We start from the raw sequence: 26,378 nt of genomic DNA, 5'->3' as shown, positions 1-26,378 counted from the left end.
TGGGCTCCAAAAGTATTAAAACAGCCATTTTTTTTAATTTAATACTTTTGTAGGGATGACATCTTGAATATAGGTTGGAAAAATAGTGAAATAATTTTAGATATTTTATATAATTGGGTAGTATGGCAATAAAGTGTTGCAATTGGGGCACAAATAGACTGTGGAGTATGTAAAATGATGAGAAATAAAACAATAATAGTATCTTTGATAAGCATAATAATGTTAACTTCCTGTGGAAAATCTGAGAGTGTTCATATAGAGGCAGAAGATAATAATTTTAAAGAGAACGTAGTAACAGATAATAATCAGCAAGAAGACGTTCAGGAAGAAGTTGTAGAGGATAATGCTACAAAGTCATTTAAGGATTATTTTTATGCAGATGAGGATAATGAGTACACGTATAAAGTTATAGAATTCTTAGATGAGGATGTTTCCGAGGTTTCAGTTGAAATTAAGAAATTAGATGAATATGACAATGGAAATGTATACGCAGTAAATATTGAGTATGTTGACTGCCCAGGCAGATATTATTGGGGAACAAGCGATAGATTTAATATTGGTACTTTTTATGTAACAGAAGAGAGTATCTATGTGTTGTTTGATAGAACAGATACACCAACTGAAGAGGATTTTATTGAAAGTGGAAATATTATCTGTTCACAAGATATGGAACAAAACGTAGATGGTCAGTTAACAAGAATTACAAATGATGGTGATACATGTACGTGCTTATTAAGTAATACATTAACCGAAAGCGGATTTTATTCTGAATATGAATGGACCAAGGGAAAAGGTTTGACATATTTCAGGTCAGGATATGGTGCAGAGGGTGAACCGATTGAGATTAAGATGCAAAATGAATAAAAACCAAAAAACAATTTAAATTTATAAAGAGGGAGCAAAATGGAAGATTTACAAAGAATTCAGGAGCTGGAGGACAGAGTCCAGAGGCTTGAAGCAGAAGTGAAGGAGCTGAAGAGTGCTGTTACTGTAAAGCCTGCAGTAGAAGCCATAGTTAGGCCACAACCTCAGGCACAGCCACAACCTCAAGTACAACCTCAGCCTATAATGCGGGACAGCCACCCGGGACAGTACTACAATCAGTATATTCCACCAGTGCAGCAAACCCCACAGCCGGCCCCACAGCCAACACAGCAGTACTATCAGCTACAGCAGGCAAGGACACAGGCCAGCAAGCAGAGCATGGAGTCATTTATTGGAAAATATGGCATGGCCATTGGCGCATCGCTGCTTATTTTCATAGCCATAGTTATGTTTGCTGTTTGGATTATTCCAGTGCTGGGAGATGCTGTAAAAATCGCGGCAATGTTTATTTTCAGCGGAGCCTTTATTGTGGCAGGAGAGCTGAATGCTAAAAAGAAGGGCGTAAATAAGTGGAATACATCACTGACAGGATGCGGAACAGGTGCTGTTTTTGTTTCGCTGTTTGTGACCTATGGTTACTTTGAAGCAATCAACATAATTGCACTATATGTGCTGCTTGTATTATGGGCGGCAGCGTTGTGTTTCCTAGGCAGAAAGAAGTCATTCGTGTTTACAATAATCGGCCAGACAGGAATATTTGTAGCAGCAATCTTTAGCGCTATTCAGATGCACACCTTGGATGAATGCCTTGTAGTGCTAGTGATGCTTGTTCTTGCGGAGGTATCGTTCTTTATAAATGACCTATTGGTAAAGAACTACTGGAGTTCATTCTCCACATGGTGCGGAACGATTATCGCATTTACGTTAGTTACAATCAAATACCTGGCAGGTGTCTATGGATTTGGTGGCAATGAAGTAAACCCAGTGGACATAATAATATTAGTATTCACACTTGTGGTAATCATGTACTCATCATTGGTGCAGATTTTATTTTTGGAAAACGAAAAGCATACCATTACCTTTGTAGTTCAGACAATCCTAACACTATTCCCAATGGAATTTATGTTGATCTATTCATTAGATGGGTACATTGGAAATCTGGAATCAGAGAGAATAGGAGATTTGCTAATACTTACAATTGCACTTATCGACTTCTTTGTTGTTGAAAGATTCATTAAGCTTGAAGCTGCAAAGATTGCTGCATACACAGCTGAAATCATTTTTGCATTGTTCATTTTCATTGCAAACTTTAATATCGTGGTTGCCGACCCGGAATACCTAGCAATTGTAGGAGGTATTCTTGCAGTATTGATAGAGATAGGGGCGTGTGTATATTCTAGATTCAAGCGCAATTTGGTTGCCAGATTCTACAGCCTAACAATGATTATATTGATTATTGTTGCTGAATTTGATAATTCGGTATTTGGACTGATATTGGTTGTTACAATGCTTGCGTTTGCAGTAGCAGAGAGAATTACCGAGAAAGAAGAGCATGTTAATGTGGTCTATGATAACGTGTTCTACCTGTGGATTATAGGAATGATTGCATATACTTTCCATTTAATTAATGACATCCACAGAATTCCTGGATCATTAGAATTGTTCTGTATTATCATGGTGGCGCTGCAGATATTTGCTTACAAAAAGAAATTTGCAGCTATTAAAGTGTCGTATGAAAAGACTTGCAATATCATGTTCTATATTGTTAATGTCTTCCTGGTTTTATTCTACACAACCGAAATGATGATATTTACAAAATCGCCATTTGCAATTCTTTACGGACTATTGATTGCTGCGCTCATATCAATCAATGTAAAGAATTTGCTGGAAAATTATTCATGGGCAGGAGCATACGTTGCTTTCAAGTACACCTATGTATGCCTGATGTTTTTGATTGCATATGAATCATATGGCATCATGCTAAGCGTGGCATTCCTTGTGATAGCGCTGGCATCGATTATCCTGGGATTCAGGATGAAGTACAAGTCCATGAGACTGTACGGCCTGGTGCTTTCAATTGCAAGCATTGTGAAGCTTGTGTTGATTGATGTGAACTATGAGGATTTGCTCCTTAGAGCAGTAGGATTTTTGATTTGCGGATTCCTTTGCTTCGGAATCAGTTATATTTACAACAGACTAGATAAACAAGAGATTCAATAAAGAAAACTCAAGTCGGATTTAATCTGACTTGAGTTTTTTATTTTAGTTTCGTTCTGCAATTGTATAAAGAAGATGACGTGTGTCTTCCCAACCAAGGCATGGGTCTGTGATGGACTGGCCGTATGTCTGGTGGTCGGAGATAGGCTGGCAACCTTCGATAAGGTAGCTTTCTATCATGACACCCTTAACAAGATTCTTGATATCATCTGAATGATTTCGATTGTGCATTACTTCCTTCACGATACGAATCTGCTCTTTGTACTGCTTGTTTGAGTTTGAGTGGTTGGCATCGATGATGCAAGCAGGATTAACAAGATCCATTTTTTCGTACATGTTGTGAAGTCTGATTAGGTCTTCGTAGTGGTAGTTCTGCACGCTGTTGCCGTGCTTTGATACGGCACCGCGGAGGATGGTGTGGGCTAGTGGATTTCCTGTGGTGGTCACTTCGTATCCTGAGAATGTGAAGTGATGTGGATGCTGAGCCGCATATACGGAATTGAGCATTACAGAGAAATCGCCAGAAGTAGGATTCTTCATTCCTGATGCTACGTCGAAGCCTGAAACAGTAAGACGATGATGCTGATCCTCAACTGAGCGGGCGCCGATTGCTACGTAGGAAAGAAGATCATCAACGTATCCCCAGTTTTCAGGGTAGAGCATTTCATCAGCAGGAGTAAGCTCTGATTCTGTCATGGCACGGATGTGCATCTTTCTCATGGCGATAAGGCCGGCTACCATATCAGGAGCTTCGTTTGGATCTGGCTGGGAAGCGATACCCTTGTAGCCACTACCGGTGGTACGAGGCTTGTTGGTGTAGATTCTAGGAACTACCAAAACCTTGTCTTTTATATCCTCAGCAACACGTGCAAGCTTTTCGATGTATTCGCAAACTGCATCCTCGTTGTCAGCAGAACATGGACCAATTATGCAAAGAAAACGGTCATCTTTTCCAGTGATGATGTCGGCCACTTCTTTGTCACGCTGCTTTTTGATTTCCTGAACCTTTGGTGGAACAGGAAGCATCTCCTTGATTTCCTCTGGAGTAGGCATTTTCTTAAGATAATTGAAACTCATTATATTCCCTCACTTCTCTAGATTTTAGTCAAAACATGTCTCTTTAATTAAGTCGATTGGCATATCCTTTCCAGTCCACAGCTTAAAGGCTGCAGCCCCTTGATATAGAAGCATGTATTTGCCGTTCATTGTCTTGCAGCCGCAGGCTTTTGCATCCTTTAAAAGTCTGGTTTCAGCAGGATGATAAATAACATCGCAAACTGTAAGGCCAGGATGTAAAAATTCCTTTGGAACAAGGGAACGGTCGTCATCGCCCATACCAACATTTGTACTATTAATAAGGATATCACTTTCTTGAAGAGAAAAATTCAGAATATCCATGTCTTCCATGTCGTAAACAAAAAGATCGCAGTTGGTAGATTTTGTAAGTCGGTCTGCAAAATCTACAACTTTTTGGAAAGAAGCGTTCTTTCTTTTGAAGATATTAATTTTTTCAACGCCTTCCATGGCAGCCTGTGTGATGATAGAAGATGCGGCGCCACCAGCACCGAGAATAGTGATAGTAGTACCAGCGTATTTGATTCCGCAGTCCTTCATAGATTGAAGAAAGCCTATGCCGTCTGTGGTGTAGCCCACCAATTTTCCATCCTGACAAACGCAGGTGTTTACTGATTGAGCAAGCTCGGCTGCTTCATCGATTTCATCCAGAAGTGGGATGATAGCAGTTTTTAAAGGCATTGTTAGATTGAAATTACAGCAGTTGATTTTTTTCAAACCCTCAACAGCTGTAGGCAAATCTTCCTTACTTACATCAAAGGCCATATATGAAAAATCAAGCCCTAAAGCATCAAAGGCTGTATTATGCATCGCCGGTGAGATGCTGTGTGAAACTGGACTGCCGAGTAAACAAATTAAATTAGTTGAACCTGTAGGATTCATATACAGTTACCTCCTTATGTAAGATTTTTCATATACTTTATCACTTTTAATAACTAAAGTACATAAATTTTTGACGAAAGGTGTATTTAGTTTGTAAGTTGTGTTAAAATAAATCGGCAAGTAAATACGTAGGCGTAGCGTAGCTGGATAACGCATCGGACTCCGACTCCGAAGACCGCCGGTTCGAATCCGGCCGTCTACAGTTGTTCGGCAAACTATTTGCAGCATGGAGGGCACATGAACTTACAAGATTTAAAAACTAAATTTAAAAATATAATAGAGATTTCAAAGGATTTCATTATTAATTATAAAAGATACTTTTTGGCAGGTGGAATTTTCATCGTCATGGCGCTGGTTCTTTTCCTTGGAACAAGCAGCAGCGGCGATACCAAATCCACATCGGGAGTTTACAAGAGCTTCAAAAAGAATAACAATTCTGAGCTGACCACTCTTATCAATAACTATTACACAGCTTATGCAGAGGGAGACACAGACACAATCGCCACTCTTGCAACACCTGTTAGTGATCAGGAAATCAGCTACATTGCTTTCTATAGCCAGTACATCGAGAGCTTCAACGATGTTCAGATTTTCACAAAGCCTGGTCTTACAGATAATTCTTATCTTGTTACTACACAGGTTGAGCTTAAGTATAACGACATCGATACAGCAGCTCCTGGCTTGGATTTCTTCTATGTTGAAACAAACGAAGATGGAAAGCTCTTCATCAACAACATTTACGGTTCATTCAACCAGAACAACAACATCTACGAGATGGATACAGAAATCTCTGATCTTATCGCAGTTTACATTCGTCAGCAGGATTTGCTTGATTTAAAGGCAGAGGTTGACGAGGCATACGAGTCAGCGCTTGAAAGTGATGCAAATCTTTCAGCACTTATGTCAGATACATTGCCAGCAGCTATCATCCAGTGGAACACAGATTACACTGCTGAGGTAGAGGCAGCAGCAGAGGAAGCTGCAAAGGCTGAGGAAGAAGCGGCAGCAGCTGCAGAGGCTGAGGCACAGGCAGCAGCAGATGCCGAGGAGGAAGCAAACTCTTACACAGGCACAACAAATGCAAAGGCAAATGTTCGCTCAGAAGCAGATGCTAGCAGCGACAAGCTTGGTTCTCTTGAAAGTGGCACTCAAATCACTATCTACGGTGAAGAGGGAGACTTCTACAAGTTTGATTACAACGGAACAAAGGCATATATCACAAAGGATGCAGTTAATGTAGGCGACGCTGAGGAAGAGACTACAGAGGATACAGACGAGGAAGAGACAACAAACGCTGCAGCTCTTACAGCTGGTGACAAGATCACACTTACATCTACAGTAAATATTCGTTCAGCAATGGATTCATCTGCATCAAAGGTTGCAGTTGCTTACGCAGGCGAAGAGGTAGAGGTAGTTATGAGCTATGCCGAGGGCTGGACAAAGGTTAAGTACGGAAAGAAAGAAGGCTACATCAGAACAGACCTTTTACAAGAGTAATTTAGATTAACGATTGATGATTAATTTTAATGGAGACCAAGTTTTTTTGGTCTCCATTGTATTATGGAGGCATACTTGGAAGAGAGTATTAGATTAAATAAATATTTAAGCGATGCCGGAGTTTGTAGCAGGCGAGCGGCGGACAAGGCCATAGAGGAAGGCCGTGTTTTGGTAAATGGCAAGCCGGCGGAAATGGGCATGCGCATAAGCTCAGCGGATGAGGTGCTGTTCGATGGCAAGCCTGTATCAAACGCAGATAAAAAGCCGGTGCTTATCGCATACAACAAGCCTGTTGGGATTGTTTGCACAGCGGAAAAGCGTGAAAAGAACAACATAATTGACCACATCAATTATCCAGAGCGTATTTATCCTATTGGCCGCTTGGACAAGGATAGCAATGGTCTGATTCTTCTTACAAATCAGGGTGATTTGGTTAACAAAATTATGCGTGCTGCAAATGCTCATGAAAAGGAATATATTGTCACTGTAGACAAGGATATAGACAGCGATTTTATTAAGAAAATGTCATCTGGCGTATATTTGGATGAGCTTGAAGTGACCACCAGAAAGTGTCAGGTTGAAAAGCTTTCCAAAAGGACATTTAAAATCGTTTTGACGCAGGGGTTGAATCGACAGATTCGTCGCATGTGTCAGATGCTTGGCTACAGGGTTCGCAGCCTGAAGCGAGTGCGCATTATGAATATTGAGCTAAATGACCTGCAGGAGGACACCTACAGGGATGTTACGGAAGCTGAGCTAAAAGTGCTCAACAAAATGCTTGAGGGCTCAAGAAACTAGGTAAAAGGGGTAGAATAATGGAATTAAATGAATACAAGAAACTAATCGACGAAATCGATTATCACATGGATAGATACTACAATCAAAACGAGCCGGAAATCAGCGACTATGAGTACGATCAGCTGATGCAAAAGCTCAAGGCGGCAGAGGCAGAGCATCCGGAATGGGTGACACCTGATTCACCTTCTCAGAAGATTGGTGGCGTTGCCATGCGTGAGGCTGGTGTAAAGGTTACTCACGATGTGCCAATGCTTTCTATTGAGGATGTTTTTGACAAGGCTGATGTTACAGCCTGGATAGCAAAAGTAAAGGCTGTTCATCCTGATGCTATGTTTAGTGTGGAGGCTAAAATCGACGGTCTTAGCATGACACTCCGCTATGAAAAGGATTCAAAGGGCAAGCTAAAGCTTAAGATGGGTGAGACTCGTGGTGATGGACTTATCGGCGAGGATGTTACCGCAAATGCGTTAGTTATCCCAGATGTCAATCAGTATCTTGATTTGCCATATGATAGCCTTCAGCTTCGTGGCGAGGTATATATGTCACATGAGGATTTCGACAGATACAATGAGACTCAGGAGCTCAACGGTGGAAAGCTTGCAGCCAACCCACGTAACCTGGCTGCCGGCACACTTCGTCAGCTAGATGCCAACATCACCAAGGAACGTGGATTAAAGATGTTTGTATTTAACGTACAGCAGGGCCCAGAGGAGCTTACAAAGAGCCACTGCGACGGCATGGATATTCTTGAAAAGGCTGGGGTTGCCACTGTATTCCACAAAAAGTGCGAAACAGCTGAGGAGGTTCTTGCAGTTATCGATGAAATCGGTGATTTAAGAGGACAGTTCCCATTTGATATTGATGGCGCGGTTGTAAAGATTGATCAGGTTTCATACCGCAACGATTTCTCTACCAGCGCTAAATACACTAACGGCCACATCGCCTACAAGTACCCACCAGAGGAAAAGGAGACAAAGCTTCTTGATGTGGAGCTATCTGTTGGTAGAACAGGCCGTGTTAATCCTACAGCTATCTTTGAGCCAATTCGTTTATGCGGTACTACAGTTAGTCGTGCTACACTTCATAATCAGGATTTTATCGATGATTTAGATATCGGTATCGGAGATACGATAGTGGTTTACAAATCTGGTGAAATTATTCCAAAGATTAAAGAAGTGGTTCACGCAAAGCGTCCAGAAGGTACAGTCACATACAAGATTCCTAATGTTTGCCCTGTATGTGGTGGCCCAGTTTCCAGGGATGCGGACACAGCAGATATGAAGTGCCTGAACCCATGCTGCCCAGCTCAGTTAGTTCGTCACATCATTAATTTTGTATCCAGGGATGCAATGGATATTAAGGGCTTTGGCGAGGTTTATATTGAGGACCTTGTGAGCCAGGAATATATAAAGGATATTGCGGATGTATTCGCTCTCAAGGAGAAGAGAGAGGAGCTTATCGAAAAGGGAATCATCGGCAAGGAAAAGAACACAGACAAGCTTCTTGGTGCAATCGAGGCCGCAAAGCAAAATGATGCCTACAGATTGTTTACAGGCTTTGGTATTCCTAATGTTGGAAAGGCAGCTGCAAAGGCCCTTCTTTCCCAGTTTAAGGACATTGAAAAGATTATGAGCCTTACAGTAGAGGAGCTTATCCAGGTCAACGATATCGGCGAAATTAGCGCCAATTCCATCTATGATTACCTTCACGACGAGACTAACATCGATATTATCAATCGTCTGAAGGCAGCCGGTGTAAACATGGTAGAAGAGGAGAAGGAAGGGGCAAGTGACAAGTTTGCAGGACTTACATTTGTTATTACCGGTACTTTGCCTACTATGGGAAGAAAGGAAGCGCAGGAGCTTATCGAGCTTAACGGCGGTAAGTGCTCTGGCTCAGTTTCTAAAAAGACTAATTATGTATTGGCAGGCGAGGCTGCAGGCAGCAAGCTTGATAAAGCCAATGCTTTAGGGGTAAATGTAATAAGTGAGGAAGAGTTAATTTCCATGTTAAATAGTTAAATGGTAACCATTTTTCTATAAATAAAACACATATGGATACTATAATGTGTGTATGTTAGATTTATCCCGTTTAAAAAATATAAAAAAATTCTTAGTGCTTCCATTGCTAATAGCATTCGTAACAGTAGTGCTTTTAGTATTTGGAAGCTCTAGATTCACAGTGAATTCAGAATCCAAGATCAGTCCTATCGAAGAAGGCTGGTCTGTTTTTCGTGGGGTTGAATCTTTACGTGATGTAAGACTTGCAGATTACTATATAGGCGAAAGCAAGCGAGGAGAGACTATTATCACTGAAAATGAAATTTCAGTGGAGAAACAAGGCACAACCCTTATGTTTCTCAGCAAGCTCAACACAGTGGATGTGTATTTGGATGATGAATTGATTTATACATATGGCAGAGAGTACCTGAAAACAGGAAGCTTTGTTCCAAAGAAATACAATATTGTGACTCTTGATACAAGGCCAGGAGTTCATAAGCTTATCATGGTGTATACCTTTACCGAGAATAATTCCATCAGAAGGTTTATGCCTGTTTTTTATGGCCAAAAGAGTGATTTAATAAAAACATTTTACAGTCACCACAGAATATCTATTTTCATTGGGGCCTTTCTTGTGATGTATTCCTGCATTATTTTTGCATTGTGGGTTTATTTGTTGCTTACAAGAAAGAATGATATCGAAATTCTGGTAGGAGCAATTTTTGCAAATCTGCTAGGAGTATATATATTTGCCAGAAATGACATCTTTTGTTTTATAGGCAATCGAGAGATGTTTTTCTCTATGATAGAGTATACTTCCTTTTACTTGATTCCATTGGGATTCAGTATGCTGATTTATTCTATTCATAGTCATAATATTCAAAATAAGATACGTGTAATTGCTGCTGTTAATATAATTTTCCCTATTGTTATATGGATTTTGCACGTTTTTAACATTGTACATGTAAACCATTTTTTAAATGCTGTGGGTGTACTTGATATTATCGAAATGTTTATAATTCTGCCATCTCTTATTAAAAACCTGGTAGTTTACAGAAGAGAACATGCAGATAGTGATGTAAGTGTAGGAATGGACGCTGAAATATATCTGTTTATCGGTTTCATAATAATGATGGTAATGTCACTTCTAGAAATTGGAACCAAGCCTAGCGTTAAGGTTAATGAAAGTGTGTATATTTCCCATACAGGACTGTTTACTACTATTAATTTCCTTGAGCTTGGCATGCTGTTTTTCATCATGTGTCATTTTATCTACTACTTCATGAACAGCATTAATCACATCAGTGCAAATCGCATCAAGGAACAATTGGAAGGTTTGGCCTATACAGATGCTTTGACAGAGCTTAAAAACAGAGCGGCTCTCAGCCAGTTCTTTGGGTCACTAAGAGGAAACTTTGGAATTGTCAGTATCGATTTGGACCGACTAAAGTATGTTAATGACAATATGGGACATATTGCAGGCGATAAGATGCTTGTCATGTTTGCTCATGTTTTGAAGAAAGCATTTGGACCTGCGGATATTATTGCTAGAACTGGCGGAGATGAGTTCATTGTAGTTTTCCAGAATTCAAATGAGCTTCTTTGCAAGAAATGTATTGATGCAATGTCCAAGGAAATGGCCAAGTATAACGAAATGAATGATGAATTCACACTTTCTGCATCTGTGGGATATGCCTTTAATCATGAGGTTAAGGGTGGCAGATATCAGGATGTCTTTTATCTTGCAGACCAGCGTATGTATAAGATGAAGGAGGCTCACCATGGGTAAAAAGATTTTATGTCTAAGCATAGCCATGGCAACATTTATTATGTTGATGATGGTGGGCCATTTTTTCCTGAAGCCTCATAATTACGACAAAGTTGTGGTGCTGGATGAGGGATGGAGAGTTTACTACAATGACACCGTATATGAAAATGTGGCATTGTCAGATTTAAGAAAAATAATTGGTGACGGGGCTCACATAGGGGATGTGATACATATGGTGCATCCTGGCGTGGAAGTGAACAAGTTTGTGACACCTACCATTATGTTTGAGTCCCGATTTAGCGCGTGGATTTTGTACTGCAGTACAAAAGAAGTACAAAGTGGATTTCTGGATTCATATAAGGCTGGAAAGTTTATAGGATGTGAGAATAATTTCGTAAACCTTCCAAAAACAGATAGGCCAGTGGATATTTCTATTTCACTTATTGTGACAGAGGATGGTGCCTACAATTACTTTGAAGCGCCAGCGTTGGCTGGTTATTATACATTGCTTTTATATAGCATTCATAATAATATGTTTATTTTTATGTCGGCGGCATTTCTTGTCATATTTGGACTTATGTTTTTCGCTATCGGACTGGGATTTAGAAGCGATATGCCAGAGATAAACATGCAGATGTATTCTTCACTTGTGTTTATAGCCCTTGGAATATGGCTTTTGGCACAGTTTAGACTTTTGGATTTGTTTGTGGAGACTAATGGTCACCAAACAGAGATAGAATACATTTCTTTGTATATGGTTGTACCGCTGATGTATTTGGTAATGGGGTCTATGAGAAATTACCTTCACAAGACTCTGTTCCAGTTTTTCTTAACAATCGGAGCAATCATTCCTTTGGTTTTGATAGGGCTGCATTTTGCAGGTATTGCTCATATTAATCATTATTTGTTTATTTATCAGATAGACGCCATGGTTCTGATTGTATTCATGTTTGTAATGATTTTAGTTAAGGATGCTAGCTCAAATCTGATAACACAGACTCAGTATATACAGATTATGGGACAGGCTATGCTGGCCATATCCTTTATCTTTAATATTTTCTTCTACTACATGGAAGTGCTGGGATATTCAAAGCAGATAATGCTTTCGAAAAAGGCTGTGCCTCTTGGGGCAATCAGCATGGTATTTGCAACTTTGGTGAACTACAATATCTTCATTTCAGAGTCAATTGCTAGAAAGAAAGAGTACGAATCTCTGGCGCATTTGGCATATGCCGATGAGCTTACAGGCATAGCAAATAGATCAAAGTATGAGAAGTACATTAAATCATTATCAGAAAAAGAGGATGACTATTGTATCGTAAGCATTGATTTAAATGGATTGAAGGGAGTAAACGACAATCAGGGACATTTGATGGGAGATAAATATCTCTTTGAATTTGGCGGCGAGCTGGAGAAATGCTTCGGAAACGAAGGCTTCATAGCCAGAATAGGTGGAGATGAGTTTGTGGTTATCCTTACCGGAGAGAGCATGTCTCAGGTGGATTATTTGATAGATGAAATGAAGCATGCACTTGCAACTCTCAACGAAAAGGACCCAATCATCAATCGAAGTGCAGCTATCGGATATGCGTATCGCCACGAATGCGAGGGCAAGGATGCCAATGCGGTATATCTGCTGGCAGATGAAAGAATGTACAAGAATAAACAATTGATGCATGGCGCAAGAAGGTAGGTTGTGTTATTATTAGAAATTATAAATTGAGAAGGATTTTTTAATAATAACAGAGGAGAATAATAGGTATGCCAATCAGAACACAAAACGATCTACCTGCAAAGGCAATACTTGAGCACGAGAATATTTTCGTCATGGACGAAAATCGTTCTACTCACCAGGACATCAGACCTATCAGTATTGGGATTCTTAATCTGATGCCATTAAAAGAAGCCACAGAGCTTCAGTTGTTACGTTCTCTTTCAAATACACCTTTGCAGGTGGATGTGACTTTCCTGACTGTGGGAAGCCACGAAAGCAAAAACACAAGCAAGACTCATCTGAACAACTTCTATGAAAAGATAGAAGATGTGTACGACAGATATTTCGATGGACTTATCATCACAGGTGCTCCACTTGAGCAGATGCCTTTTGAAGAGGTGGAATACTGGGATGAGATGTGCAAAATCTTTGAGTGGACAAAGACACATGTGACATCCACTTTGCATCTGTGCTGGGGATGCCAGGCGGGGCTTTACTACAGATACGGTATCGATAAATACGATTTGGATGAAAAGAAATTTGGCGTGTTCCCACACAGGGTTTTGAACCGAAAGATACCACTCGTACGTGGTTTTGATGATGTTTTCTATGCACCACACAGCCGCCACACAGGCGTGCGCACCGAGGATATCGAAGCCTGCGAGGATTTGGTAGTGTGTGCAAAGGGCGAGGAAGCCGGAGTATTCCTTTGTATGTCTAAGGATGGTAGCAACATCTTCGTGATGGGCCACCCTGAGTACGACCGCTACACACTGGACAGCGAATACAAGCGCGACTTGGGCAAAGGCCTTGAAATCGCAATGCCAGAAAACTACTACCCAGACGACGACCCAGAGCAGAAGCCACTGCTTCAGTGGAGAAGCCACGGTAATATCTTGTATTCGAACTGGCTCAATTATTACGTATATCAGAATACACCTTATGAGTGGAATAAGATTAGTGAAAAATAAAAAGGAAACTTCTGTGGTTGACCACAGAAGTTTTTTATTTATAACGTAAATACGTTATAATAGTTGCGGTAGATTAGATTTATGTTAACAAATTGAACTTTATCTATATCTTACAATATTGAGTATTCCATAGAGCGGTAATTAATCTATGTAATTCTTCATAATGCATCCTAAATATCAATTTATTCTTTTGGGCTGCATGTGGGATTAGTGAGTAATAGAGATGTGCATCCGAAATTCATGTATAGTGGTTTTAGGCTGCATGTTTTTTGATTGAGCTTTGGAATAATACATCCCTAATATGGATTTTAGGCGATAGGGATGAATGCTTTTGAAAATGTGGTCTACTTGTACGCATCCGTAATATTCAAATTTATTATTTGGGATGCATCTTCATTTTATACTATGCATCCCAAAAGTATAATTATATGATTCGGATGCATAATATAAAAATATGGTGTAATTTTGGGTGTAGAAGATAGTAAAGCCGAATTTATAAGGGGGAATAGACAATGAACATTGGAGCTTGGATGTGTGGCGTTTTAGTTTTACCATTTGCTATTGTAGGAACAATTCTTTCATATGCCATTACAACATATATGGCTATTCCAATATTTATTATTTGGTGCATCTTGTTCTTCAAGGATACTCATATAGATGTTCATAAGGCTTTTGACAAGTATTTATTGAAATAGTTGACGCTAGATATTATTATATAGACAAGAAGAGGCAATGATGCTTCTGGGCTGGTCGAAAGACCCAGGTCCACCAAATAGCGGGTAAGACACCCGCTATTTTTACCTAATAAAGCTAGTTTTTTTGTGAAATATATGTATTGTTTTTTAGGTTAGACCGATATAATATATAGTTAAGAAAGGCGTATGCCTTGGTGGGTTGACACCTAAAATCTGATACTTTTTCCAGACATAGGTGCTGGAGGTTGGCAGGCAACGGAAAAACCTGATATTTTCCAGACATAGGTGCTGGAGGTTGGCAGACAACGGAAAAATCAACCACTAAATGGGAATGTAATTGCTGCGGCGATTGCATTCCCATTTTAAATGTTAGAGGAAGAATGTGTTATGGATAAGAAAAAAGTAATATCAATTATTACAAGGGCAGCAAAGCTTTATCATGAGAATCTTGAGGATCAAAAGGTTCTATTTGTTTACGGAACTCCTTCTGAAATAAAACCGCAAATTGATAATGGTAAAGATACAATTGAAGGACTTGATTTATATGAGGTCGTTTTTTATAGATCTAATTTTCTACACCTGACTGGCCTTAAGTTAAATAGAAGAAAAATAACTTCTGCAATTAACTTTTATTCAAAATGTCTTGATGGAAGATTATCAGAAGACGATTTTATAATGGCTAAAGATGGTTCGTCAGTTCAGAAATTGGAAGTTCTTGAAAACATGATGAATATAAAGAAGACGGCATCAATGATTGGTGATTTTAGCGATTTTGGATTGAAATTGTATTCAGAAAAAATAGCTGGAAATACATTTGCTTGTATGGGATTTGTTGAAGACTCGTATACAAATTTAAATGTTCCTAATACCCTACTTAAGAAGGATATTCGAGATGTTTCATCTAAACCGCAGAAGAAAATCTATGCTATATTAAGTAAAGCATTCGCGGAAGAGAAATATTCTGTTATTGAAAAATGTGAGAGTAACTTAGAACTTTCAAAAATAGTGGCGTTAAAAGACTATATGTAGTATAAAGCGTACCACCGCTCAAAGACTGTATTTATGCGGGGGTGAAGATGTAGGACTCTGAGAAATCAGAGTCCTTTTGCTTTTGGTATACTTCCTTTGATGATTTTGGCGATTTGTTCTTTGGAGGTGCCGTTTGTTACCTGGTCGAGAACGTTAGAGATCAGGTCGGTGAGGTTGCCGGAGAGGGCAGCTTCGGTTAGTTTCTTAATCCAGTCGATGTCGCCGATGGATTTCTTGCCCAGGTAGATTTGCTCGAAGGCGTAGGTGGAAACCTCGCCGATGGCAGCAACAAAGCATCCGGAAACAACGCCGTTGATTACGGAGCCGGCTACGTTGATGCCGGGGATGACTTTTATGCTGCTGAGGACGCTCTTGGCGGCTGTACTGACGGTGCCCATTTCTATGATTTTATTAATGAATTCTTTGCTGTTGTCGTCCTTTTTGATGCCGTAAATGCTAGCGATGGCTTTAACCTCGGCTAATTCTGTCTGGGCGAGCCATACTGCATCGGTAAATGGAATATTTGGAAGGGCACCCACCACGATGCCGGCGGTACTTGCAGTTCCGATAACCGATTGGGACATAATACGGCGGCGCATGATTTTGTATTTCTTCATGTCGGTCTGGGCGGCCTGCTTGCCGTCTGGAAGAAGAGAATTTGTTCTATCAATGAGTTTTGTAAGTCCGAAAGGCGCTACAAATACATCTTCCCCAATTACATATGGATTGGAAAGGACAGGGATGATATCCATGAGATTGCCGCTGACCTTTTTCTGTTGTCCAAAAATGTAGCGAACCTTTTCGATATTCTCCTGGCGCTCTGGCTCAGAATAGGAATTGGTGATAACCACGATAATTGGCACAGAAGACCAGACATTGGCGGCTTTTATAAGGTTTTTGATGGTGCTGTCGAAAAACTCGCTGGCAGTGGCATCCAAGCAGAACCAAATCATGTGAATGGCATGATCCTCGTTGTTAATGGATGCTTTGGACCACTTTTGAACGTCGCGAATGATTTTGTCTTGCTTGAGAATGGAAGGCTCAAAGCCTGGTGTGTCCACAAAACGCAGTTCGATGTCGTCTGAGGTGTAAATTGTAATCTCTTTTGTGGCGCCGGTGTAGCCCTTTACTGTAAGGGTAGAAGTGGTGCCAGTTAGAGCATTAATAAGGGCAGATTTACCTACCCCAGAATTACCCAATACTAGAACATTACCATATTGTTCACTCATATTTGCTCCCGAAAATCTAAACAAAAAAGGTTAATAGTATAAATCGTCGCCGGTGTTGTACAGCGGTCTGATTCTTATCATTTTCTTTGAAATTAAAACCAGTAAATCAAACAATTCCAAGTGCTTTTTAAGGAATGTGATGAGAGTTTCTGGCGAACGACGTAGCTTTAGGATAAACAGGACAAGCCGTGGGCGTTTGCCTATGAAGCGCATTAACAGGGAGTGGTTGGTGACAAAATTGATGGCTCCCACCATTCCAGTGTTGAATCCGTTTTGCTGCATAATATCTTTGACGGATTCTACCATTTCAGGCTTCTTGGTTTTGTATTTTAATATGTAGGCTGTAAGCTGTGCGGCGCTGTCTGAGTAGCGCTGATCGGAAATGGTGTTTACCAATTTGTCGGTGTCGCCACCCTTCGCATTTACGATAAATGCCCCTAGCATGTTTGCGATATTTTCCCTTGAAGACATTTGGATGGAACGGATAAAGCTGTTGAGCATTTTGTCCAAATCAGTCATTTTCTTGTCCTGGCAAGGCGCTTCCCAAACGGACATGCCGCCGATGTCATCATAAAATACAACGGCGTTGGCACAATGGTTCTCGGCAAAGCCAAGACGGCCACAATTGGTTCCAAGGTAAAATTGCTTTTCCCCAACATCATTAAGGAGAATATTAACGAAGTCGCTTTCTTCGATTATATTAAATATCTTGTGATTGTTATTTTTAATCTCCTGAGAAAATGTCTGGACAAATTCATCGGAGAAGCCCTGGCCATCGAAGGAGTAGCAGCTGTCGATTCTGTCATCCATGATGGTGATATATTTGGCTTTGTTGCCACCTTTGGAATGACCGGTGACCGTGATGGTGTCAATGTCGGTAAAATCAAGGGACCTGAACCAGTTTAAAGCATTGGTCTGGAAATCAGTTGGAACCATATAGAGGCCGGCAACATTATCAATCCATTCCGCATCGCTTTGAGTGCCTTTGAAGGCTACGATGGCTTCGTTGAACTGGGGGTCGTATAGAAAGGCACTGCGACCACCGCCGGCTCCGTCGCTCTCATAGTGAACCTGAAGGATGATGATATTTTTCAGATGCTCATTTGGACGGATGGACCACATGATTTGTTTGTATTCGGCGCCAGTGACGCCGGTACTGTACTCCTTGTCATTTTCTATGAGGGCAGCATTATCCAAAACTCCCTCGATGAAATCGCCTATTGTTCTGGATTCCTGGCTGGTGGAAAGAAAGGTGCCCTTGGGACCGCCAAGATTCTCGCAGTACAACAAATTATTAATCAAGACAATCTCTTCAATAGACAAATTACTCTTCATAATACACTCCAATTATTTATTCAACGAAATACTCTGAGAAAACAGCCTGCCTCTGGCTGGATCAACGTTTGCATTCCTAAGGACCACAAGGTATATTTCGCCAGAAATATGCTGTTGCTTGAAAAGCTCTGCAACATCCTGGGCAACAGATTTATAGTCCGTGGTGTTAAGCTTTGAGGCATCTAAGAAAATTTTGAAATCATTGTCGGCTTGGATTTCGCCGGAGAGAACCTGCTTTGGAACCAAGTTTTCTCCATAGTCCTTGCCTAGGTATTTCCAAAAGGAAACAACAACATCGATTACCGGATATCCGTTATCCGAAAGAAGCTTTGAAATGTCTTCTTTGATAGGAGTACGGATTACCTCGCCGTAGAAATCGTCCTTGATTTCCAGTGCATCGTCGGTGTTTTCAACGGTGGCGATGAAGGCAGAGTCACGGTCAATCTGCTTCGATTTGTAATACCACTCGTTGTATGGGCGGATGGTGCCTTCCTTTGGCTCGCAGCCTGTGATTTCAAAGGTGTAGCTAGGATATTTCTCAGGCAAGTACTCAGCCAATCCACGCATCTCGGTCAAAAGCTCCATGTCGGAGTCGCAGAGATTGCCGCTTTCAATTTCCTCGGTGTGAAAGGTGATGCCTGATAGGATTTTCTTTTCAGATTCAGATAGTGTTAACATATTTTCGACCTTTCTAATTCGATGGCTTCACAATACTTCAGGAACGCATTTTGGGTGATAGGCTTCGAAAAATAATAGCCTTGCAAATAGTCCACTCCCAGGGCTTTCAGCCTGTTGATTTGGCTGTCAGTTTCCACGCCCTCCACCAGTATTTTTCGTTTCATCTGTCGAATCATGTGGACGCAATTTTCCAGGATGATTTGACCAATCTCGCTTTTTTCCGCATCCCAGAGAATGCTCTTGTCGATTTTAACGATGTCGAAATCCAGCGAGAAAAGAGTGTGCATATTGGAATAGCCAGTGCCGTAATCATCCATTGAAAATAGGAAGCCATTGGATTTTAATTCCTTGATAACGTCAGCAAGAAGCTCGTAATCGCTGGCCGAAACGGACTCTGTGATTTCAAAGTTAATAAAATTCTTTGGGATGTCGTATTGATTCACGATACCCAGAATCTTATTCACGAAGCCGTTTCCCATGCACTGGAGGACAGATAGATTGACGTTGATGCAATCCATACCCAGCTTCATAGGTACCCCGGTTTTTATAAAGGCGCAGACCTGATTGAGAACGAAATCATCGATGTCGTCAATGAAGCCGGCCTGCTCAGCAATCGGGATAAATTCATCGGGATAAAGGTCGCCGATTACATTGTCGTGAAGTCGAATCAGCATCTCGGCCCCGTGTAGCTTTAGGTCGCTTAAGTTATGGGTAGGCTGATAGTAGACCTCGAAGCGGCCATTCTTTAATCCATTGGAAACAGCAGCTTCCACGGCAGCTCGCCGGATGAAGAATTCCAAATCCTCCTCCAGCAGGATAGAGTTTTCAAAATCCTTTGGCACAGGGCTATCTATCATGTACAAGAGGTTTTCCAGAGATTGAATCTGGGTTGGAATGTCGCCAATCATAATGACAGGCGTCAGTTTTATGTCCACCCCGTGGATGTCCCAGTCATTCTGAAATCTATTGTAAATATTCTCCGCAAAATCGATGATATCGATGTAGTTTTTGTTGTAAGAATCCAGCTTCTGCAAAAGTACAATGGTGTTTACATCGGTGTGATAGAGGACTTCTCTTGGCACAAATGTCTTCAGATAGGTTGCCACGTCCTCCATGATTTCATCGGAGTTTGAAACGCCTGTGATTTTGCTGATCATATCGATGTTGGTGATTTTCAGGCAAAGCACATTCATGGAATGCTTCTTTGCCAGAAGGTGCTTCACATCGCTCTTCAAAGCGTTTCTGTTGTAGATGTTGGTGGTAGCGTCCAGACGATCGTCCTCATTTTCCACGGTAAGCATCAGGCCAACTAGAGCCAGGGCTTCGCAGAAAAGCTCGCTTTTTATGTCGATGTCGATGAATTGGACGATTACGCCAAAGACGGTAAGGCAGAAGAAGTAGGTCATGGCGTAGCGATTGCGGCGCCTTAGAGCGTTCCAAGACAACATCAGATTCACAAATGCCAGAACGGTATAAATGAATGCTGCAATATAAATAGAATTCTCACCCCAGTTTCTATGGAAGGCATAATTCTCGTCATGCCAATAGACGAAATGAGTGAACGGGTTAAGGACCACTAGTATTTCAGTAAAAATAAATGGGAATAAACAAAGAAATTTAAGATATTTAGGCCTGTCTAAAGAAGTCCTTGTAACATTCATGACATAGTAGAACAAGGTAGGAGCCAAGGCGCAGTGAACTATGAAATAGAAAAGCTCCAATGCAAAACGCAGCTGATGAAAGGCTGCATTAATCTGAGTTAATGGCTGTAGACCCTCTGCAAAAAAGCAGGTCAGCGCATTAATCAGTACGATGTAATTCATCAAAAGAAACATCTTGTTATGAGACAAATCAGTTCTCTTTTGGAATATGGTGAACGCTATTGAAGTGAGGCACACCAAAAGAGCAGCACAATAAAACGCCATGTGAAACAGAATAGTGTATGTCATATATACATCCCCTCATGGTTTGTTATGTTGCATCTGTTATTTATTATAACGTCAAAAGTGCAATTGCGCAAATGCCCCATCATTGTTTATTTCGTAAATATTTAATAAAATATTTTTAGGAGGATGGAGAGTAGATAATGATGATATTGAGAGATTTCAAAAAAGAAGATGCTCAGATAATAACCGGGTGGCTTAGATCGGAGGAGGAATTATACAAATGGTCTGCTGACAGATTTAATAAGTATCCGCTTTCAGGCGAAGATATTAATGATAATTATGCCTCTCAGCTTGAAACGGGGAGATTCATTCCTCTCACTGCAGTGGATGATAATGAGGATATTGTTGGACATTTCATCATAAGGTATCCGAGAGATGATGATGACAGTTCTGTTCGATTTGGTTTTGTAATTGTGAGTCCTGAGTTTCGGGGAAAGGGATACGGAAAAGAGCTGCTCAAGCTCGGAATAGAGTATGTAAAGGAAAATCTGACCGCCACAAGAATTGACCTGGGCGTATTCGAGAATAATGAGAGCGCAAGGCATTGTTATGAAGCGACAGGGTTTAGGTCGTATGCAAGAAGAGAGTGCAAGCTGCCAATCGGCATCTGGAATTGTGTGGATATGGAGTTGTTTATAAAAAGGACGTGAGATGGGATACTGGCTTATGGGGGATTATTTTGCAGAAAAAGTATTTATACGTAATCAAAACTCAAATAATTAGAAGCATGGCGTACGAGTTTAATGTTTATGGCAATATTATTATGCAGACCATAATCATGATTACCTCGGCTTACTTTTGGCGCGCACTATACAAGGGGCAGACTATGGTTGGAGATGTGGATGTTGATAGTATGCTTACCTATGTCATTATGTCTTCGATTTTGTCGGTGCTTTTTATTACGAATGTTGAGAGAAGAATTCAAAATAGTGTTGAAAAAGGCACGGTTGCTGCGGACTTGATTAAGCCGATAAATGTTTTTGGTGTTTATTTTGCTGAAGACATTGGAAATATCATCGCGCTAGTTTTTCAAAATATGCTTCCAATTTTTATTATTGGCTCACTTATGATTAAACTTCCGGAGATGGCGAATCCAAAGGATATTCCACTATTTGTTATTTCTGTTATCGAATCGTTTCTGATTAACTGGCTGGTGGCAGCGTTGTTTGGAATGATTGCTTTTACCGCTGTAAATATTGATGCGCTTATTCAGGTGAAGAAACATTTGTTAAGGCTGCTTTCAGGAAGCATTATTCCAATTTGGTTTTTCCCGGTGGGAGTGCAAAAGGTTTTAGAAGGACTTCCATTTGTGTATATCTACCAGTTGCCACTTAGCATTTATATTGGCAAAGGCAGCAGTGTAGAATATTTATTGCAAATGCGAATTCAGTTTATCTGGCTCGTGGTTCTTTCAGTCGTTTTCTTTCTTGTGCAAAACAAGGTGATAAGAAAGGTAATGGTTCAAGGGGGATAGAGTGTTGAGATTTTTTAAAGAGTTGTGGCATTATCTAGATGTGACGGTTCATGTAATAAAAATGGCATTCATGACCATCATAGAATATCCATCCAACATTGCGGGATGGCTGATTTCAAATCCACTGCAGTTTATCATGGGATTTGCCATTATAAAATTTGTGGTTGAATCCTTTGGACAAATTAATGGATGGACATACGGCCAGTTGGCGTTTTTATATGGACTATCAGTCATTTCTCATGCACTTTCAATGATCTTTTTTGTGCAGGGATGGTTCATGGGGTATTTTGTTATTGAGGGGGAATTTGATCGATATCTGACGAGACCACTCGGGGTTTTGTATCAGTTCTTTTTTACCAACATTAACATCTTTGGTATAACCGATTTAATTCCTGGAATTTTAGTTTTTATATATGGATGCGCGAAGTGCCATGTAGTAGTCAGTCCACTGTTTGTAATTCAAGTAATTGTCATGCTGGTTGGCGCCACATTTATTAGAGGAGGCATATATATCCTGCTTGGAAGCACTAGCTTTTACACAAGAAGTGCCGTAGATTTCGGCCAGTATACTCAGGAAATCATGGATAAGACTACGATGTATCCACTTTCCATGTACCCAGAGAGCCTGCAGTTTATCCTGACGTATCTTATTCCAATCGGCTGGGTAAGTTTTTATCCGGTGTCATCATTGCTTGGAGTGGAGGCAAAATTCAGTGGATTAGTTATTCCATTTGTAACATTGGCAGTTGGTTTTATTGTGATGCTGATTGCTGGAGTATATTTTAATTTTGGACTACGTAAATACGAAAGTGCAGGTAATTAAAATGATAGATATAGAAAATCTTTGTAAAGATTATGTGCTAAAAAGTAAAGAGCCTGGCCTTAAGGGGGCAATGAAGGGGCTGGTTAAGCCTAATCATAAGATAATCCATGCAGTAAAGGATTTGTCATTTCATATTGATACAGGCGAGATCGTAGGATTTATAGGTCCTAATGGCGCGGGAAAAAGTACCACAATAAAGATGATGTCAGGAATCCTTACGCCAACGCAGGGACAGGTGTTGATTGACGGCCGTAATATTTCAAAGCACAGGAAAGAAGTGGTAAAGGATATAGGCGTTGTCTTTGGACAGAGGTCTCAGTTGAATTGGGATCTTCGTCTTGGAGAAAGCTTTGAGCTTTTGAAGCATATTTATCAAATTAACCAGAAGGAATATGATAAAACTCTTGATGAGCTAGACCAGATTCTTGGCATAAAGGAGCTTTTAGATAAGCCTGTTAGACAGATGTCTTTGGGCCAGAGAGTGAAAGGCGATTTAGTTGCGTCTATGATTCATTCACCTAAGGTTTTATTCCTTGATGAGCCTACCATTGGATTGGATGTTTCGGCAAAATATGCTTTGAGAAAATTCATTAAAGAGATTAACAAAGTGAGACAAACAACAGTTATTCTAACCACCCATGATCTAGGTGACATTCAGGAACTATGTGAGCGACTTATAGTAATCAATAGCGGAGTGCTGATGGAGGATGGTAATTTGTCGGAAATCGTTGATAGAATAGCTCCTTACAAGACACTTGTTGTGGAGTACTATGATGAGGCTGCGCCGGAGCATAACCGCTGTAAATTGATAGAGCAAGATGGTAATGTTGCTAAATATCGCTTCATGAAAAATGATGTTACCGCAGCGGAAATCATTGCTGATCTTTCAAAGGAAAAAACGATAAAGGACGTTTCAATTGAGGAAACAGGAATTGATGATATTATCAAGATTGTTTACGGAGCGTAGAAATGGAACATAAAATTATATTGGAAACAGATAGATTATTCCTTCGTGAAATGAATATGGATGATTTTGATGCATTATACAAAGTTCTTGCTGATAGGGAAATCATGCAGCATTATCCCTATGATTTTGATGAAGAGAGAGTAAAAAGCTGGATTGAAAGAAATATGAACCGATATCAAGAGAATGGTTTTGGGCTATGGGCGGTATGTTTGAAAGATACAGGAGTGATGATAGGTGACTGTGGACTAACACTTCAAAACATTGAGGGAGAGATTCTCCCTGAGATTGGTTATCACATTCGAGCAGATTATCAGCGTAAAGGTTATGCTAAGGAAGCGGCTATTGCAGTACGAGACTGGGCATTTGCTAACACAGATTACCCAGCGCTCTATTCATATTGCAAATATACAAATGTCGGTTCCTATAAGACAGCGGAATCGATAGGTATGCATTTTGAGAAGGAATACCCTGATCCTGACAACAAAATTACGCATGTATCGGTTATCTTTAGAAGATAAACAACACGCAAAAAATGCGTGTTCAGGTGCAATTAACACTTGGGACCAAGCCGAGCGTAGAGCTTGGCTTTTTTACTTTAATGAGATTGTGCCGACGGTGTCGACACAATTTAGTTATGGAGACTTCTGCTGGAGACGGCAGAAGTCTCTTCCTATTTCAGCCAGAATTCTGTATATACAGTGTTTATGGGAATAAGTGAAAAAAACACTGTAATAGGAAATGTCTACATACAGTTATTTTTAATGATGATGCGATAATAACTGTATAAATGTATTAGATAACTTCTGTTTTAGCAATATTGGATAGATTTTTTAGCTTCTAATAACGGTCTAATAACTGATAGTACAGTGATTTTTATAATTATAGAGAAAAAAACTGTATGAGGTCAAATTTGAAAATATTTTTGTACAGTGATAATGGCATTAAGTTCAAAATAAACTGTAGAAGGTACTATGCATTTTTTATTTTACCCAATTAAGTGTATAATGCATTTATAAATTTTTTAATTAGGAGGACATACTATGATTAAGATATACGGAATGCACACATGCCCTTACTGTGACTTTTTGCAGCCACAGATTCAGGGAAAGGAAGATCAGTATAAATATATAGATATAGGCCAGCATGTTCAAAATATGCATGAGTTTATGGATATGAGAGATAACAGACCTGAGTTTGACCATTCAAAGGAAATTGGAGATATAGGAATTCCATGTTTTGTATTTGAGGATGGAAGAATCAGCCTTGACCCAGCAGATGCCGGACTTGTTGAATACGATGGTACATCGTCTTGTTCTATCGAGGATCATAAAGCAGGCAAAAAGGGCTGCTAGTTAAATGGCAGAATAATACGTGGCATTAAGGGAGAAATGAGATGAAATTAAAAGGAATTTTGAATACTGTACTATCCGTATTTGGAATTGTTTTGATGTGTATAATAAATTGGGAGTCTGTAGCATTATTATCCAATTATGGATTGAAATGGAGTAATCTTCCAGTATATGCTGTGACAGAGTTTAGCTTCACTTTAACTATCGTTTTACTATTCATCTTTCTTGACTTTACGAAAAGGCAGATATTATCAAAGCTTGGATTGCTGTTTCTGGTAATTGATTTAGTATACAAAGCTTTTGTTTATATTCCTAATCATTTGGTTGAATTCGAAGCTGATAGTGAAAGCTATGCAATCGTTAAATCAAATGTATACTTTGAATTGATTTGCTCGATTTTAATCGCTGGTTTATTTATCCAGTATATTTTTGTAAAGAAAAATCGAATGCATTTTTGAAATTTAATATTTTTCTTGCCCCAGTATTATATGCTGCTCCTTATATACAATGGCTTTTTAATACGTCAGGTAACGATTTTTTTAAAGATTTGATGGAGCTGATATTTGGTGGTTACACGGGAGAGATGTGCATGGTGTTGATTGCAGCGGGGCTGGTTTTGTATACGAGGTATAGGCTGGACTCTGAGTAATGAGCTTCCTTTTCTCTTCGTAAATACGATATAATTGTGAGAGGAGTTTGAAAGTATACTTTTGAGAGATAGAATTATAAAGAGGTAGTGATTATGAAAAACAAAATACAGCGTTTAATTCAAGGTTTACTGTGGGTTATCACAATTGTCCCAGCGGCTTATGTAATGAAGCATTGTATAATTGCATTTTTTAATGGAACATATCATGGATTCAATAGTGATGAAAAGATTTATGGTTTTAATGCATTTGTAGATGTACTACTCAGTTTTATAGCATTTGAATTTATATTTTTTGTTATATGGTTTATATGCCTTGTTATTACTATCGTATATACGATTAGGATACATAAGAGTTTTGAACAATTACACGTCTGATTTGAATCTTGATTGAAAGACCTCAATCTCCCAAAACGAGAGATTGAGGTCTCCTTTCTTTATTGGGGGAGATGAGAGATTTT

24 protein-coding genes and 1 tRNA gene are annotated in these 26,378 nt (G+C 39.9%); 19 read left to right on the top strand and 6 right to left on the bottom strand.

Going from position 1 to position 26,378, the window contains the following annotated elements; translation table 11 throughout:
• Positions 1-219 precede the first annotated feature (219 nt).
• Together CRN97_RS01875 and CRN97_RS01870 are read left to right on the top strand one after the other, a co-directional pair.
• A complete protein-coding gene (locus CRN97_RS01875; RefSeq protein WP_179670645.1) occupies positions 220-864 on the top strand; it encodes a hypothetical protein in 645 nt (214 codons plus the stop codon).
• A 39-nt stretch (positions 865-903) separates the two neighbouring features.
• Positions 904-3,045 carry a bZIP transcription factor gene (locus tag CRN97_RS01870; protein WP_097075643.1) on the top strand — a complete coding sequence of 714 codons (2,142 nt, stop codon included), beginning with the start codon at positions 904-906 and terminating at the stop codon, positions 3,043-3,045.
• Between the two features lie 42 nt (positions 3,046-3,087).
• On the opposite strand, the gene CRN97_RS01865 is transcribed toward CRN97_RS01870, so the two are convergent.
• Positions 3,088-4,119: a 3-deoxy-7-phosphoheptulonate synthase gene (locus CRN97_RS01865; RefSeq protein ID WP_097075642.1), complete on the bottom strand. Its 1,032-nt coding sequence runs from the start codon at positions 4,117-4,119 to the stop codon at positions 3,088-3,090.
• A gap of 24 nt (positions 4,120-4,143) precedes the next feature.
• Positions 4,144-4,998 (bottom strand): shikimate dehydrogenase, encoded by an 855-nt coding sequence (locus CRN97_RS01860; protein WP_097075641.1) that lies wholly within the window; start codon positions 4,996-4,998, stop codon positions 4,144-4,146.
• A 128-nt stretch (positions 4,999-5,126) separates the two neighbouring features.
• On the opposite strand from CRN97_RS01860, the gene CRN97_RS01855 reads away from it, so the two are divergent.
• The 9 genes from CRN97_RS01855 to CRN97_RS01815 all read left to right on the top strand — a co-directional run bounded on the left by CRN97_RS01855 (position 5,127) and on the right by CRN97_RS01815 (position 15,470).
• Positions 5,127-5,200 (top strand) — tRNA-Arg (locus tag CRN97_RS01855).
• A 35-nt stretch (positions 5,201-5,235) separates the two neighbouring features.
• A complete protein-coding gene (locus CRN97_RS01850; protein WP_097075640.1) occupies positions 5,236-6,495 on the top strand; it encodes an SH3 domain-containing protein in 1,260 nt (419 codons plus the stop codon).
• Positions 6,496-6,558: 63 nt separating this feature from the next.
• Positions 6,559-7,293 carry a pseudouridine synthase gene (locus CRN97_RS01845; protein ID WP_097075639.1) on the top strand — a complete coding sequence of 245 codons (735 nt, stop codon included), beginning with the start codon at positions 6,559-6,561 and terminating at the stop codon, positions 7,291-7,293.
• A 17-nt stretch (positions 7,294-7,310) separates the two neighbouring features.
• Positions 7,311-9,314 carry an NAD-dependent DNA ligase LigA gene (gene ligA, locus CRN97_RS01840; RefSeq protein ID WP_097075638.1) on the top strand — a complete coding sequence of 668 codons (2,004 nt, stop codon included), beginning with the start codon at positions 7,311-7,313 and terminating at the stop codon, positions 9,312-9,314.
• A gap of 52 nt (positions 9,315-9,366) precedes the next feature.
• Entirely contained in the window at positions 9,367-11,082 is a 1,716-nt protein-coding gene (locus tag CRN97_RS01835; RefSeq protein WP_097075637.1) for a GGDEF domain-containing protein, read from the top strand.
• On the top strand, positions 11,075-12,754 hold the full coding sequence (locus CRN97_RS01830) for a GGDEF domain-containing protein (protein WP_097075636.1): 1,680 nt from the start codon (positions 11,075-11,077) through the stop codon (positions 12,752-12,754). The genes CRN97_RS01835 and CRN97_RS01830 overlap by 8 nt, the downstream gene beginning before the upstream one ends.
• Before the next feature lie 68 nt (positions 12,755-12,822).
• Positions 12,823-13,746: a homoserine O-acetyltransferase MetA gene (gene metA, locus CRN97_RS01825; RefSeq protein WP_044937751.1), complete on the top strand. Its 924-nt coding sequence runs from the start codon at positions 12,823-12,825 to the stop codon at positions 13,744-13,746.
• A 512-nt stretch (positions 13,747-14,258) separates the two neighbouring features.
• Positions 14,259-14,441: a hypothetical protein gene (locus tag CRN97_RS01820; protein ID WP_097075635.1), complete on the top strand. Its 183-nt coding sequence runs from the start codon at positions 14,259-14,261 to the stop codon at positions 14,439-14,441.
• Between the two features lie 387 nt (positions 14,442-14,828).
• On the top strand, positions 14,829-15,470 hold the full coding sequence (locus CRN97_RS01815) for a PBECR4 domain-containing protein (protein ID WP_097075634.1): 642 nt from the start codon (positions 14,829-14,831) through the stop codon (positions 15,468-15,470).
• A gap of 65 nt (positions 15,471-15,535) precedes the next feature.
• On the opposite strand, the gene CRN97_RS01810 is transcribed toward CRN97_RS01815, so the two are convergent.
• Genes CRN97_RS01810 through CRN97_RS01795 form a run of 4 tightly spaced genes read right to left on the bottom strand, consistent with a single transcriptional unit; the run spans position 15,536 to position 20,661 of the window.
• A complete protein-coding gene (locus CRN97_RS01810) occupies positions 15,536-16,699 on the bottom strand; it encodes a GTPase (RefSeq protein ID WP_097075633.1) in 1,164 nt (387 codons plus the stop codon).
• Between the two features lie 30 nt (positions 16,700-16,729).
• Complete coding sequence (locus CRN97_RS01805; RefSeq protein ID WP_097075632.1) at positions 16,730-18,034, bottom strand: Mbeg1-like protein; 1,305 nt, start codon at positions 18,032-18,034, stop codon at positions 16,730-16,732.
• A gap of 12 nt (positions 18,035-18,046) precedes the next feature.
• Positions 18,047-18,712: a hypothetical protein gene (locus CRN97_RS01800; RefSeq protein WP_097075631.1), complete on the bottom strand. Its 666-nt coding sequence runs from the start codon at positions 18,710-18,712 to the stop codon at positions 18,047-18,049.
• Complete coding sequence (locus tag CRN97_RS01795) at positions 18,706-20,661, bottom strand: EAL domain-containing protein (RefSeq protein WP_097075630.1); 1,956 nt, start codon at positions 20,659-20,661, stop codon at positions 18,706-18,708. Before CRN97_RS01795 ends, CRN97_RS01800 begins: the two co-directional genes overlap by 7 nt.
• 137 nt (positions 20,662-20,798) lie before the next feature.
• Here CRN97_RS01795 and CRN97_RS01790 point away from each other — a divergent pair, with 137 nt between their 5' ends.
• From CRN97_RS01790 to CRN97_RS01755, 8 genes are all read left to right on the top strand, one after another.
• Entirely contained in the window at positions 20,799-21,308 is a 510-nt protein-coding gene (locus CRN97_RS01790; protein WP_097075629.1) for a GNAT family N-acetyltransferase, read from the top strand.
• 77 nt (positions 21,309-21,385) lie between these two features.
• Positions 21,386-22,132, top strand: coding sequence for an ABC transporter permease (locus tag CRN97_RS01785; RefSeq protein WP_330400057.1), 747 nt, complete (start codon positions 21,386-21,388; stop codon positions 22,130-22,132).
• A 4-nt stretch (positions 22,133-22,136) separates the two neighbouring features.
• Entirely contained in the window at positions 22,137-22,955 is an 819-nt protein-coding gene (locus tag CRN97_RS01780) for an ABC transporter permease (protein WP_143483227.1), read from the top strand.
• Between the two features lies 1 nt (position 22,956).
• Positions 22,957-23,922, top strand: a complete 966-nt coding sequence (locus CRN97_RS01775) for an ABC transporter ATP-binding protein (RefSeq protein ID WP_242961983.1) — start codon at positions 22,957-22,959, stop codon at positions 23,920-23,922.
• A 2-nt stretch (positions 23,923-23,924) separates the two neighbouring features.
• The gene (locus CRN97_RS01770) at positions 23,925-24,440 is read left to right on the top strand and encodes a GNAT family N-acetyltransferase (protein ID WP_179670644.1); all 516 of its coding nucleotides are present in this window, start codon (positions 23,925-23,927) and stop codon (positions 24,438-24,440) included.
• Positions 24,441-24,962: 522 nt separating this feature from the next.
• Positions 24,963-25,274, top strand: coding sequence for a glutaredoxin (locus CRN97_RS01765; protein WP_044937752.1), 312 nt, complete (start codon positions 24,963-24,965; stop codon positions 25,272-25,274).
• 59 nt (positions 25,275-25,333) lie between these two features.
• The gene (locus CRN97_RS01760; protein WP_143483226.1) at positions 25,334-25,729 is read left to right on the top strand and encodes a hypothetical protein; all 396 of its coding nucleotides are present in this window, start codon (positions 25,334-25,336) and stop codon (positions 25,727-25,729) included.
• A 284-nt stretch (positions 25,730-26,013) separates the two neighbouring features.
• Positions 26,014-26,295 (top strand): hypothetical protein, encoded by a 282-nt coding sequence (locus CRN97_RS01755; RefSeq protein ID WP_097075625.1) that lies wholly within the window; start codon positions 26,014-26,016, stop codon positions 26,293-26,295.
• Positions 26,296-26,378 lie beyond the last annotated feature (83 nt).

This window comes from Pseudobutyrivibrio ruminis DSM 9787, assembly GCF_900218035.1.
GTDB classification, from domain to species: Bacteria; Bacillota; Clostridia; order Lachnospirales; family Lachnospiraceae; genus Pseudobutyrivibrio; species Pseudobutyrivibrio ruminis.
Note: the sequence above shows the minus strand (reverse complement) of the source record. Positions and strands in the feature narration are given on the sequence as shown.